The organism is Nocardia alba NBRC 108234 (assembly GCF_001612665.1).
Lineage (GTDB): Bacteria > Actinomycetota > Actinomycetes > Mycobacteriales > Mycobacteriaceae > Nocardia > Nocardia alba.
This window is the reverse complement of sequence record NZ_BDAX01000013.1, coordinates 165,870-178,602: the sequence shown is the minus strand read 5'-3', so window position 1 is coordinate 178,602 and position 12,733 is coordinate 165,870. Positions and strand designations below refer to the sequence as shown.

Sequence of the window (12,733 nt, the reverse complement as noted above, 5' to 3'; positions counted from 1 at the left end):
GTCGGCGCCACCGCGCCGGTGGGCGCGGGCAGCCGGATGACGCGGTCGGCCTGGGCCAGCGTCGATTCGCGGTGCGCCAGGATCAGCGTGGTCCGCCCGCCCGGATCGGGCAGCCGCCGGAAGATCTCGGCTTCGGTGACGGCGTCCACGGCGGAGGTGGCGTCGTCGAGCACCAGCACGCGGGGTCGGGTGAGCAGCACCCGAGCCAGGGCGATGCGCTGGCGTTGGCCACCGGACAGTGTCAGCCCGCGTTCGCCGATGACGGTGTCGTAGCCCTGCGGCAAGGCGGCGATGAAGTCGTCCGCGGCGGCGGCCGTCGCGGCGGCGGCGATCTCGGCGTCGGTGGCGTCGGGTCTGCCGAGCGCGATATTGGCGGCGATGGTGTCGGAGAACAGGAACGGATCGTCGAAGACGACGCCCACCGCCCCGCGCAGCTCCTCGGCGCGCAGTTCGGCCAGGTCGACGCGGGTGCCATCGGCGCCGACGAGGTTGATGCGGCCCGTCTCGGGGGCGTAGAAACGGGGGAGTAGCAGCGAGAGCGTGGACTTGCCCGAGCCCGCCGGGCCGATCACCGCGACCGTCTCGCCGGGTCGCACGGTGAGATCGAGCTCCCGCAAAACCGGTCGATCGGGCTCGAAACCGAAACTGACAGCATCGAATTCGATGCCGAGCGGGCCCGGTGGCAGCTCGGTGGGGTCGTCCGGATCGACCAGTACCGGGGCCGCGTCGATCACCCCGAAGACTCGATCGACGGCGGCCTTGGTGAGCTGACCCATGATCACCACCGAGGTGATCGTGCGGGCCGAGGACGTCATGGTGGCGAGGTAGGCGGTGAACGCGAGGAAGGTGCCGATGCCGATCGCGCCGTGCGAGGCGAGCACCCCGCCCACGATGATCACCGCGACCAGCCCGGCTTGTGGCAGCGCCGACACGACCGGCGCGAACCTGGCGTTGATTCGCGCGGCGCGCATCCGCTCGGCGAACAACAGCCTGCCGTGGTCCTCGAGGACGTCGACCATCCGGGATTCCTGCCCGAACCCCTTCACCACCCGGACCCCGGTCACCGTCTGCTCGACATGTTCGGCCAGGTCGGCCGCGCGCTGCTGGGCCGACCAGGTCGCCGCGTAGAGCCGGGGCCGCATCCGCAACACGATCACCGCCATCGCGGGCGCGACCAACAGCGCGGCCAGCGCCAGCGGCGGGCTCAACCACACCATCACCACCGCCGACAGCACGAACTGCAGCACCGCCAGGCCCGACCACGGCACCATCGCCAGCAGGCCCTGCACCAGCTGTAGATCGGTGATGGACCGCGACACCACCTGTCCGGTGCGGATCGTGTCCTGACCCGCGCCGTCGAGTCGCTGGAGGGCGGCGAGCAGTGAGATCCGCAGACTGTGTTGCGCCTCCAGCGACAGCTTGCCCGCCCAGAGCCTGCGCGCGAACGTGACGAAGAACCGGGTCACGGCCAGCGCGGCGAGCGTGACGGCGGCGCTGCCGATCACCGCGGTGTCGCCCACCTGCGCGGCGTCGACCGCGCGTTTGGTGGCCAGCGGTGCGGCGATCGCGACGGCCGCACCCGCCAGCACAGAGACCGCGATGCCCGCCAGCAGCCGGGGATGTTCCAGACACAGGCGCCAGAGCCTGCGAATCCAGCCCGACGAACCCGCGCTCGCGGGCACTACAGGTCTCGGTTGCGCAGGTCCCACCACCCCGCGGCGCCGACCGCTGCGGTCCACAGCAGCAGTACCACCAGTGCCGCCGGGGTCGGCGCGAAGACCTCGGCCTCGTCGAACGAGCCGGCGCTCACCCCGGCCACCGTCGCCGAGACGGGCAGTAGCGCCGCGATTCCACCCGCTCCGAAACCCTTGGCCACCACCCAGATCAGTGGCTCGAGCGCGAACGCCCACCCCAGCACCAACCACACCGCGCCGCTGAAGGTGCGCAGCAGCAGCCCGATGCCCGCGCCGAGCACTGCCCAGCACATGGCAACCAGCAGACCGGCGGCGAGCACCTCGATCAAGCGCCAGCCGAATTCGAATTTCCCGCGCGCCGCGACGAGCAGCACCAGCAAGCTCACCAGCTCGGCGGCCAGCGCGACAACGAAGGCGACAGCGGCGGTGGCGAGGTATTTCGCGATGACCAACCGGTCGCGATCGGGTGCGAACAGCACGCTCAGCGCCATGGTCCGGTGCCGGTACTCACCGCCGGTGGCGGCGATGCCGACCAGCGCGGCGACCACGAAGACCGCGATCATCGCGAGGTAGAGCCCCACCGTGGCGGCGCCGGTGGCGGGCTGACCCTTCGGATCGGCCGGCCCGGACATGATCGCGGTGATCAGCGTTCCGACCAGCGCCAGCGCGATGGGCGCGGCCAGCAGCAACCGGGTCTGGCGCAGCGCGACGATCTTGCGCGCCTCGGTGTCGATACCGGGAACGAGATCGGCGGGCAGCACGGAGGTGGTCATCGGGGCATCCCATACGAGGTCGGCGCCGGGGCGTACGCGGCGGGATTCGGCGTGGGCACGGTGTGCCGGTGACGGCGGGGTTTGGTGAGCGAGGCGAGCACCCGATCGGGATGGATGGGATCGGCCACGATGCTGCCGAGCCGGACCTGCGCGAGCTCGGCGATGGAACGAATGGTCGCCTCGTCGGCCTCGGCGACGGCCAGGCGGCCGTCGGGGCGCATGACGGCATCGGTGAATCCCCGCCCCGCCAGCGCGGTCGCCAGCGCGATGGACGGCGACGCGGCGACGACGAGCCGGTCGGGATGGCCGCGGCGCAGCTTGGCCGGGGTGCCCTGCCAGACGACCGTGCCTTCGCTGAGCACCACCAGTTGATCGGCGCTCGCCACCACATCGGCCAGCGCGGCCGAACTCACCAGCGCGGTGCCGCCCCGGTTCACGTGGCGGCGCAGCAGCTCGTGCAGCCAGCCGCGTTCGATGCCGTTGGCACCCGCGAACAGATCGTCGAGCACCAGCAGCGGGGGATCGGCCAGCAGCGCCATCGCCAAGGCCAGCCGGGTCTGCTGGCCCGGATGTAGCTGGGCCACTACGGTTTCCGCGACAGCGGCGAGTCCGGTCTCGTCCAGCACCGCCGCCACCCGGCGCCTGGACGCGCCCGCGACCGGCGCGTAACACCGCAGCTGATCACGCACGGTCCTGGCCGGATGTAGTCCCCGCGGATTCAGGACCGCCCCGACCGCGGCGGGTCCATGGTGCACGCCGTCGATGGTGCCGGTGCTCGGCTGACCGAGCCCGAGCACCATCCGCAGCACCGTCGACTTGCCCGCCCCGGCGGGACCGACGAGCGCGGTGACCGACCCGGTCGGCACCGCGAAGTCGATCTCGTGGACCGCGCTCACCGCGCCGAATTGTTTGCCGACGCCACGCATCAGCACGGCGTCACCGCCGCGGCCGTCGCTCACTTCTTGTTCACCTTGCGGGTGCCGATCGCGGGCAGCGGATCGGCGTCGATCACGTTGTGCAGCGGGGTGAGCCACCGCGCGGGCGCGGGCCCGAAGGCCTTGTGCGCGTTCTCGATGGTGACCTTGCCCAGTGCCCGGTTACCCGCGCCACCGATGGCGGCGCCGATGCCGGCGGGCAGCACCTTGCCCATCATCAGCGCGGCGCGCTTGGTGATGAAGCGCTTCATGAACTGTTGCAGCAGTTTGCTGTTGATCCCGCCGAGGCCGGGAACCTTGCCCGCCAGCGCGCCGGCCCAATTCTTCGACTGGGTGCTCAGCCCCTTCTGCACGATCGCCATCCCGGCGTCACCGAGTACGACCGCGAGCACCAGCGCGCGCCGGGCTTCCTTGTCCGCGGGCTCGATGCCGTGCACCGCGGCCTGCGCGAGGGTGAACAGGGCCGACGCCTCCATGAAGAACACGGTCTCGGCGCTCACGGCCCCGAGCGCGGTGAGCGTGCCGATGCCCGGCACCGCCGCGGTGGCGCCGACCGCGGCGCCGCTACCGGTGACGGCGAGCAGATACTGCTTCTCGAGCCGTGTCACGATCTGGGCCGGGCTCTCCCCGGGATGACGTTCACGCAGGAACTCGACATAGCGGCGTACGGCCGGCGCCTGTAGCTTCGAACCGGTGTCGAGCACATCGACCACGGCTTTTTCGATCGCGTTCTTGAACACGGCGTCGTCCTCCTCTTCGCCCCAACGAGTCGAACTGTAGGGCACTTCCGTACCTCAGAGCTCATCATGCCAACGAGTACCGACAGCCCACGGTTCCGTGACGTGGGTGACCGTTTCCAACCGGTCGGTCCGACTAACTCCGTCGGCCGGAGGCCGGGGTTCTACGCTGACCCGATGAGCGAAACCCAGCCAACCCGACTCATCCGCGAGTTCACCGAAGCCGGTGCCGAGTTCGCGACGATCACCCTCGACCACCCGCCGCTGAACCTGTTCGACCGCGCACTCATCGCGTCGCTGATCGCCGATATCGCCGCGGTGCGCGATGTGGCGCCGCGCGCGCTGCTGATCAGGGCCGAAGGCAAGGTCGTCTCGGGTGGAGTCGACGTGAACATCTTCGACGGCCGCACCGTCGAGGAGGGCGCGCAGCTGTGGCGCGAGCTGTTCGAGCAGATCATCCACCCGCTGGAAGCGCTGCCGTGCCCGGTGGTGTTCGCCGCGCACGGGCTCACCCTGACCGCCGCCTTCGAGATCTCGCTGGCCTGCGACATCATCCTGGCCGCGCCGAAGGCGAAGTTCGGGCTGGTGGAGACGGTGGTTGGCCTCACGCCGTCGATGGGCGGGCCGCAGCGACTCGCCGAGCGGGCCGGGTCGGGTCGCGCCCGCGAGTTCGTGATGACCGGCGACCTGTACCCCGCCGCGACGATGGCCGAGTGGGGAGTGGTCAACGCGATCCACGAGGACCTGGAGACCGAGGCCCGCGCGCTGGTCACCCGGCTGGCAGACGGCCCGACCCGCGCGCACGCCGCGACCAAGCGGATCATCGAGGCATGGCGTTCCGGCGGTGTGGCACACGCGGATTCGGTGACGCCGGAGGTCTCGGGCGAGTTGTTCGACACCGCGGATCTGCGCGGCGCGGTCCGCAGTTTCCTCGATATCGGACCGGGTAAGGCGACCTATCGCGGCGAATGAGCCCGCCGAGTGCCTGACAGCGGTGTGATCCACGTCATATAGTCACGGGTGCGGTGAGTATCGACGTACGGAGGTCCGGATGGGTCATGGCGAGCACGAACCGGGCGCGGACGTCTTCGAGTTCCCCGCTGTCGGCGCGGCGACGCAGCTGCGGCGGGGCGCCGACGGCGTGCTGCGCTACGGCGACCTCAGTCCGGCCCTCACCGAGCTGCTGGACCTGCGGGTGCACTCGTTCGCGAACCGGGAGGCGGTCGTCGAGGTCGGCGGGCCTACGCTGACCTACCGCGAACTCTGGCACAGCGCCTCGCGGATCGCGGGTGGTCTGCAGGGCCACGGCATCGGTTACGGCGATCGGGTCGCCGTGCACATGCCGACCAGCGCACGGTGGGTGCGGGCGTTTCTCGGCGCGTTGCTCTCGGGCGCGGTGCCGGTGCTGGTACCCGAAGCCCTGCCCGCCGCGATCGCCGAACGCGTGATCGCCGACAGCAGAGCCGATTTCGTGCTCGGCCCCGACGGGCCGCTGCCCGACAGCACCGCCTTCATCGACGACGGCGCGGCACTGGATGATCCGGCGCTGCTCTGCTACACCGGCGTCCGCCGGTCCATGCCGACGGGCGTGGAGCTGTCCAACGAGAACCTGCTGTCGGCGGTGTCGTCGGTGGTCGGCGCGCTCGGCCTGCCCGCCGACGGGTTGCGCAACCTGGTGTTGCTGCCGCTGGCCCATGCCAGCGGATGCGTCGACCAGTTGCTGCCCACCTTCGCGGTGGGCGGCACCGTTGTGCTCGCGCCCGGTGCCCGATGTCTGGCCGACGTGCTGGTACGCGAGCGGATCGACACCGTGTCCGGCACGCCGCGGATCTTCGCCGCGCTGGTCCCCGAACTCGGCGCCCGGCGCGCCGGGGCGGGTGTGCGCCGGATCAGCAAGGCCTGTCACCGCTCCGAACGCGCCGCCGCGGCGGCCCCCGTCGCGCTCACCACCGCGCTGCGGGGGCTGTTCCCCGCGGCCAACCAGTGGTCGGTCTGGGGAGCGACCGAAACCAGCGGAATCGGCCTGATGGTCGACGACACCGAGCTCGCCGACGCCGGATCCACCCTCGGATTCGCCTTCGGCGGAACCGAATTGGCGTTGGCGGGCCCGCGAGCACGCGCCGGGCACGGCGAATTGCTGTGCCGCGGGCCGAATGTCAGCCGCCGATACTGGAACAACCCCGATGCATCGGCGGCGCGCTTCAGCGGAAGCTGGTTCCACACCGGCGATTTCGTGAGCATCGATGCCGACGGTCTGGTGCGGGTGGACCAGGGCGGCTGATCCCGGGGTTGCGATCAGATCAGGCGGGCCCGCAGCGCCGCGCGCAGATCGCCGGTGAGGCCGACCGTGGCGAGGTAGTTCTCGATGCCGCCGTGGGTCTCGCGCATGCCTGCGTCGGCGGTGCGCAGGTATTCCTCGCGGACGCCGAGTAGGTCGTCGGAGAGCGCGTCGCCGTTGCCGATCTTCGGCTCCAGCAGCCTGCGCAGCGGTTCGACCGCGGCGTTGCTGGCGAGGAAGTCGGCGTAGACGTCCTCCTCGGTGACGCCGACCGCGCGCAGCACGGTGGCGACGGCCCAGCCGGTGCGGTCCTTGCCCGCGGCGCAGTGCACCAGGACGGCGCCGTCGCCGCGCACGATCGAACCGGCCAGCTCGGCGATCGCGGTGTGGGCTTCGGGCAGCGTCGGGAAGGCGCGGTAGACCTCGATCATGTGGGCGAACGCCGAGACGGTCGTGGCCTCGTGCGGCGGCGCCTCCTCCATCCGCGAATCGAACGGCGTCACGTGCAGGCGCACGTCGCTGGGCAGGGTGTCGTGGCCGATGTGGTCGATCTCGACGATGCCGCGCAGGTCGTGCACATCGGTGACCCGCAATTCACGCAGGGTGTCGTGCCCCTTGTCGTCCAGTCCGCTCAGTTGAGCGGATCGCAGCAGGACGCCGGGGCGAACTGTGGTGCCGTCGGCGGTGCGAAGGCCGCCCACATCGCGGAAATTGAAGGTGCCGCTGAGCGCGAACTGGTCGGCAGGAGGAGAGAGAGTCACCTGACCAGGTTATCGGCGACTCCGCCGTCGCCGCGCTGAGTTCGCCGATCGGTCACCGGATGTGTCGCGCCCGTTTCGGCAGGTGGCACTGTGTTGTCGCCCACACCCGACGGGGCTGACCAGCGCAGACTTGTACGCTTGACCAGGTGCGCGGATTATGGCACGGGGGTGCTGGATATCGACGAATGCGACAAATTGAGGCCGTATGGTCGGTTTTACAAAAGGTCGCATTCGGATAACAAAACAATCTTTCAGTCTGAAAAGGATGGCTGAACCAGTTCGTGAATCCTGAAAACCTTCTAAGATCGAGCTCGGTGACCACCAAGCTCGCATCGCCGCGGGCAGCGATATTTGTTGCCGAGGAGTCGTCGTTGAGCGCCAGCCGTGAACTAACTGAAATTTCGCTACGGCCCGCCGTATGTGATGCCGTCGAACAAGCCGCCGCCAGTTGTGACGCCGGTGGCGTGCGCGCGCTGCGGGTGTTCCTGCATGCCGGGCTCAGCACCTACTGGCCGTTGATCAAGGCCGCCCCGACCAAGCGCATAGCCGCCTACGAGGCCGCGTTGCAGACCCTGCGGCTGCGATGGGCGCCCAGTGGTGACACCATCGGCGACCCGACCGCCGTCGCGATGTTCCGCGAGATGGACGACGAGGCCGCCGACTTCCTCGGGTTGTGCGCGCGGCTGTCGGGCACGCAGTGGCTGGAGCCGGTCGACTCGGTGGCGGGCTATCTCGTCTCGGTGTTCCACGGCGCGGTGTTGCGCTGGCTCGCCGACGGCAACGACGAGACGATCCTCGTGGTGATCGACGACCTGGTCGGCTGCCTGACTCTCAAGGCCGTCGAAAGCTGACCCCCACGGTACTGGACGACTGACCAAATAGGTGGTTCAGTAGTCGTGTGACCTCGACGAAATCGTTGCCCGTACTGCACGCGGCGACCGCGGAGCTCGACCCGCCGCTGGCCGCCGTCGACCTGACCGCGCTCGACCGCAACGCCGCCGACCTGGTCCGGCGCGCGAACGGCATCGCGGTCCGGGTCGCCAGCAAGTCCGTGCGCTGCCGGGCCGTGCTCGAGCGCGTGCTCGGCGACGGGCTGACCGCCCGCGACGGCTTCGCCGGAATCATGGCGTACTCGTTGCGCGAGGCCATCTGGCTGGCCCGCCTCGGCGCCCGTGACGTGCTGCTCGGGTACCCGACCCTCGACCGCGCCGCGCTGGCCGAACTGGCCGCCGCCCCCGCCCTGCGCGCGGCGATCACGCTGATGATCGACGATGTCGCCCAGCTCGAACTCACCCGCGCGGCGCTGGGCACCGACCTGGCCCACCCCCGTATCTGCCTCGACGTGGACGCCGCCCTGCGCATCGGCCCGCTGCATCTGGGCGCGCGCCGCTCGCCGGTGCGCAGCCCCGAGGAGGCCGCCGATCTGGCCGCCGAAGCGCTGCGGCGCGGGTTCGATGTGGTCGGCGTGATGACCTACGAGTCGCAGATCGCCGGCCTGCCCGACAGCAACCCCGCGGTTCGCGTGGTCAAGCGCCTGTCCGCGCTCGAGATCGGGCGTCGACGCTCCAGGGTGCTCGCCGCGGTCCGCGCGGTGACCGGCCCGCTCGAGATCGTCAACAGCGGCGGCACCGGTTCGATCGAAGTCTCGATCACCGATCCGGAGGTCACCGAGGTGACCGCCGGTTCCGGCCTCTACGTACCGACCCTGTTCGACCACTACCGCTCGTTCACCCCCCGCCCCGCGCTGTTCTTCGCCACCCCGGTCCTGCGCAAACCCGCCCCGACCATCGCGACCGTCTTCGCGGGCGGCTACATCGCCTCGGGCCCCGCGGGGCCCAGCCGCGTCCCCGCGCCGGTGTGGCCCACCGGACTGAAGCTGCTCGGCTCCGAGGGCGCAGGCGAGGTACAGACGCCGCTGGCCGGTGGCGCGGAACTCGAGATCGGCGATCGCGTCTGGTTCCGGCATGCCAAGGCCGGCGAACTGTGCGAACGCTTCGCCGAGATCCATCTGGTCGACGAGGCGGGCACCCGCACGACGGTTCCCACCTATCGTGGCGAAGGCCAGTGCTTCGGCTGACGGCCGCCTCAGCGCAGTAGTTCGATGACCTCGTCATCGTCGAGCTGATGAAAGTCGCTGTACGCCATGCCGACTCCGCCGAGGTCCGCGGGCGTCCACGGGCAGACGAACTCGTCACACTCGCGCTCGACCCGGCGCGCGGCCTCGGGTGAGGACACCGGCACAGCCACCACCAACCGATCGGGCCGCTGGGCGCGCGCCACCCGGCACGCGGCCACCACCGTGGCGCCGGTCGCTATCCCGTCGTCGACGATCACCACCACGCGCCGCGCCAGGGGAATCGGTGCGCCCACCCGCAGAATCGCCTGCCGACGGCGGAGCTCGGCCCGCTCGGCCAGCTCCACCTCGTCGAACGCCTCGGCGCTCACCCCGCTGTGGTCGATGACATCACGGTTGAGCACCAGCAATCCGCTCTCCCCGAGCGCCCCCATCGCCAGCTCCGGCTGCCACGGCAGCCCCAGCTTTCGCACCAGCAGCACATCGAGTTCCCCACCGATCGCCGTGCTCACCGCCGCCGCCACCGGCACACCTCCGCGCGGCAACCCGAGCACCAGCGGGCGGGTAGCCCGCAGGTGTTCCAGGGCCGTGCCGAGGGCGCGGCCCGCCGCCGTGCGATCCGGGTACACCATCGCCTCGAACGCTACTCCGCTCCCGACCCCGCGGAAATGGTGAAGCGGCGCAGCGAGAGACTGGGATTGGCGGTGCGCACCCGGCTCAGATGCGCGGTGTCGACCGTGGCCGTGGCCACGCCGGGTTCGTCGCCGAGCTGGGTCAGCACCGTGCCCGCCGGGTCGACGATCATCGACGAGCCCGCGCCGTAGGGGGCGCACTGATCGGCGGCCGCCACGTACACCGTGTTCTCGATGGCCCGCGCCCGCAACAACGTCGTCCACTGGTCGACTTTGGCCGGTCCCGGAATCCACTGCGCAGGCAGCAGTAACACGTGCGCGCCCGCCGCCGCGACACGCCGACACCCTTCCGGAAATCGCAGATCGAAACAGGTCTGCATGCCGAATATCACACCGTCGACGGTGAATGTCGCAGGCGCGACGAGCGGGCCGGCTTCCACCACATCCGATTCCAGATGTCCGAACGCGTCGTACAGGTGCACCTTGCGATACACCGCGATCCGCGCGCCGTCGGGCCCGTGCGCGACGAGAGTGTTGCTGATTCGGGTCGCCCGCGGTGACGGCAACTCCACCACACCGGCGACCAGGAATACGTTGAATTCGGCCGCGAGCGCCGCGAGTCCACTGGTGAACGGACCGTCGAGCGGTTGCGCGATCGCCACCACTCGCTCGTCGAGACGAGTGACAGCGAACATCGAGTACTCCGGCGCGAGCACCACGCGAGCACCCGCCTCGGCCGCCGTGCGCACGTGTTCGCGCAGGGTCGACAGGTTGGTTTCGGGGTCGGTTCCCGCGGCGAATTGGACCACCGAGATCCCCATCGTCACCGGCTGAAGTTCCTGATGTGTCGACCCGTCGCGCAGTTGCATAGGTCTCACCGTATTCACCTGGTGGTTGGGACAGCTACCGCCAGGCAGTAAACTCGTGGTCAATGAGTACAAATGAGGTCGACAGCGTTCCTGCCGACGACGACAGGAACGACAACGGCCCGACTTTCGCCGATCTCGGGATCGATGACCGCGTGCTGCGGGCCATCGCCGATGTGGGCTACGAGTCGCCGTCCCCGATTCAGGCGGCGACGATTCCCCCGCTGCTCTCCGGCGCCGACGTGGTCGGCCTGGCCCAGACCGGTACGGGCAAAACCGCGGCATTCGCGATCCCGATCCTGATGAACCTGGATACCGCGCAGAAGAAGCCGAGCGCCCTGGTGCTCGCGCCGACTCGTGAGCTCGCGATCCAGGTCGCCGAGGCGTTCGGCAAATACTCCTCGCACATCCCGGGTCTGCACGTGCTGCCGATCTACGGCGGACAGAGCTACGGCGTCCAGTTGTCCGGTCTGCGTCGTGGCGCGCACGTCGTGGTCGGTACGCCCGGCCGGGTGATCGACCACCTGGAGAAGGGCACGCTCGACCTGACCGAGCTGCGCTACCTGGTGCTCGACGAGGCCGACGAGATGCTCAAGATGGGCTTCCAGGAAGACGTCGAGCGGATCCTGCGCGACACCCCCAAGGACAAGCAGGTCGCGCTGTTCTCGGCCACCATGCCGGGCGTGATCCGCAAGATCTCCAAGCAGTACCTCAACGATCCGGTCGAGATCACGGTCAAGTCCAAGTCGCAGACCAACACCAACATCACCCAGCGGTATGTGCAGGTGTCGCATCAGCGCAAGCTCGACGCCCTGACGCGCGTGCTCGAGGTCGAGGCCTTCGAGGCGATGATCATCTTCGTGCGCACCAAGCAGGCCACCGAGGAGCTGGCCGAGAAGCTGCGTTCGCGCGGGTTCTCCGCGGCGGCGATCAACGGCGACATCGCGCAGAACCAGCGTGAGCGCACCATCGGGCAGCTCAAGTCGGGCTCGATCGACATCCTGGTCGCGACCGACGTCGCCGCGCGCGGACTCGATGTGGATCGCATCTCCCATGTCGTGAACTACGACATCCCGCACGACACCGAGTCGTATGTGCACCGCATCGGCCGTACCGGTCGCGCCGGTCGCTCGGGCCAGGCACTGCTGTTCGTCGCCCCGCGCGAGCGGCACCTGCTCAAGTCGATCGAGCGGGCGACCAAGAGCGCGCTCACCGAGATGCAGCTGCCCTCGGTCGACGACGTCAACGCGACCCGCGCCGCCAAGTTCGGTGACTCGATCACCGAGAACCTGTCCTCGGACAACATCGCGCTGTTCCGCAAGCTGATCGAGGACTACGAGGCCGAGCACAACACCCCGCTGGCCGATATCGCCGCGGCGTTGGCCGTGGGCGGCTACGACGGCGACAACTTCTTCATGGCGCCCGAGCCGGAGCCCGCCCCGCGTCGCGAGCGTGACTACGACCGCGACCGTGAGCGCGCACCGCGCCGCTACGACGACGAGGACCGCGCCCCGCGTCCGCCGTCGTTCAACCGGGAGAACGGCGAGGAACTCGCCACCTACCGGATCAGCGTCGGCAAGCGGCACCGCGTGGTGCCCGGCGCGATCGTCGGCGCCATCGCCAACGAGGGCGGCCTGCGCCGCAGCGACTTCGGTCACATCAGTATCCGGCCCGACTACAGCCTCGTCGAGCTGCCTGCCAACCTGCCCAACGAAACGCTGGAAGCCTTGCGGCGCACCAGGATCAGCGGCGTGCTGATCCAGCTGACGCCCGACCAGGGCGCTCCGGCACAGCGATTGAACGCTCGTGGCCCGCGCCGCGACCGCGAGGCACGTCCGCGCACCGAACGGCGTAAGCCGCGCACCTAGTCCCACTCGGTGCGCCGGGGGCCGAGGTCAGGCGCGTTCGGCTGGCCGTGGGTAGTGCCCTGGTCGCCCGCGACGCTGGTTAAGGTGTTGGGCGTCGGGTGTGCGTGAACACAGG

Annotated in this window: 12 protein-coding genes; 5 read left to right on the top strand and 7 right to left on the bottom strand. The window is 69.8% G+C overall.

Features of this window, described 5'->3' with window-relative positions:
- The 4 genes from NA12_RS15910 to NA12_RS15895 all read right to left on the bottom strand — a co-directional run.
- Nucleotides 1-1,682 (bottom strand): ABC transporter ATP-binding protein (locus tag NA12_RS15910; RefSeq protein ID WP_157106394.1); only part of this gene is annotated, 1,682 nt, incomplete at its 3' end.
- Nucleotides 1,682-2,467 carry an ABC transporter permease subunit gene (locus NA12_RS15905; RefSeq protein WP_067450943.1) on the bottom strand — a complete coding sequence of 262 codons (786 nt, stop codon included), beginning with the start codon at nt 2,465-2,467 and terminating at the stop codon, nt 1,682-1,684. The genes NA12_RS15905 and NA12_RS15910, both read right to left, overlap by 1 nt.
- A complete protein-coding gene (locus NA12_RS15900) occupies nt 2,464-3,426 on the bottom strand; it encodes an ATP-binding cassette domain-containing protein (protein WP_243654715.1) in 963 nt (320 codons plus the stop codon). The genes NA12_RS15905 and NA12_RS15900 overlap by 4 nt, the downstream gene beginning before the upstream one ends.
- Nucleotides 3,423-4,142: a hypothetical protein gene (locus NA12_RS15895; RefSeq protein WP_067451011.1), complete on the bottom strand. Its 720-nt coding sequence runs from the start codon at nt 4,140-4,142 to the stop codon at nt 3,423-3,425. The genes NA12_RS15900 and NA12_RS15895 overlap by 4 nt, the downstream gene beginning before the upstream one ends.
- Nucleotides 4,143-4,316: 174 nt before the next feature.
- Between NA12_RS15895 and NA12_RS15890 the strand changes: the two genes are divergently transcribed.
- Both NA12_RS15890 and NA12_RS15885 read left to right on the top strand, forming a co-directional pair.
- Complete coding sequence (locus tag NA12_RS15890; RefSeq protein WP_067450939.1) at nt 4,317-5,111, top strand: enoyl-CoA hydratase/isomerase family protein; 795 nt, start codon at nt 4,317-4,319, stop codon at nt 5,109-5,111.
- Nucleotides 5,112-5,190: 79 nt separating this feature from the next.
- Nucleotides 5,191-6,420, top strand: a complete 1,230-nt coding sequence (locus NA12_RS15885; protein ID WP_067450936.1) for a class I adenylate-forming enzyme family protein — start codon at nt 5,191-5,193, stop codon at nt 6,418-6,420.
- Nucleotides 6,421-6,434: 14 nt separating this feature from the next.
- Here the strand turns inward: NA12_RS15885 and NA12_RS15880 are convergent, their stop codons facing one another.
- Nucleotides 6,435-7,178, bottom strand: a complete 744-nt coding sequence (locus tag NA12_RS15880) for a tyrosine-protein phosphatase (RefSeq protein ID WP_067450934.1) — start codon at nt 7,176-7,178, stop codon at nt 6,435-6,437.
- Nucleotides 7,179-7,492: 314 nt separating this feature from the next.
- Here NA12_RS15880 and NA12_RS15875 point away from each other — a divergent pair, with 314 nt between their 5' ends.
- A complete protein-coding gene (locus NA12_RS15875; protein WP_255284086.1) occupies nt 7,493-8,029 on the top strand; it encodes a TetR family transcriptional regulator in 537 nt (178 codons plus the stop codon).
- Nucleotides 8,030-8,076: 47 nt separating this feature from the next.
- Nucleotides 8,077-9,255: an alanine racemase gene (locus NA12_RS15870; protein ID WP_067450931.1), complete on the top strand. Its 1,179-nt coding sequence runs from the start codon at nt 8,077-8,079 to the stop codon at nt 9,253-9,255.
- An 8-nt stretch (nt 9,256-9,263) separates the two neighbouring features.
- Here NA12_RS15870 and NA12_RS15865 read toward each other — a convergent pair whose 3' ends face one another.
- Together NA12_RS15865 and NA12_RS15860 are read right to left on the bottom strand one after the other, a co-directional pair.
- Complete coding sequence (locus NA12_RS15865) at nt 9,264-9,884, bottom strand: phosphoribosyltransferase (protein ID WP_067450928.1); 621 nt, start codon at nt 9,882-9,884, stop codon at nt 9,264-9,266.
- A gap of 11 nt (nt 9,885-9,895) precedes the next feature.
- The gene (locus NA12_RS15860) at nt 9,896-10,753 is read right to left on the bottom strand and encodes a carbon-nitrogen hydrolase family protein (RefSeq protein ID WP_067450925.1); all 858 of its coding nucleotides are present in this window, start codon (nt 10,751-10,753) and stop codon (nt 9,896-9,898) included.
- Nucleotides 10,754-10,815: 62 nt separating this feature from the next.
- On the opposite strand from NA12_RS15860, the gene NA12_RS15855 reads away from it, so the two are divergent.
- Complete coding sequence (locus NA12_RS15855) at nt 10,816-12,618, top strand: DEAD/DEAH box helicase (RefSeq protein WP_067450922.1); 1,803 nt, start codon at nt 10,816-10,818, stop codon at nt 12,616-12,618.
- Nucleotides 12,619-12,733 lie beyond the last annotated feature (115 nt).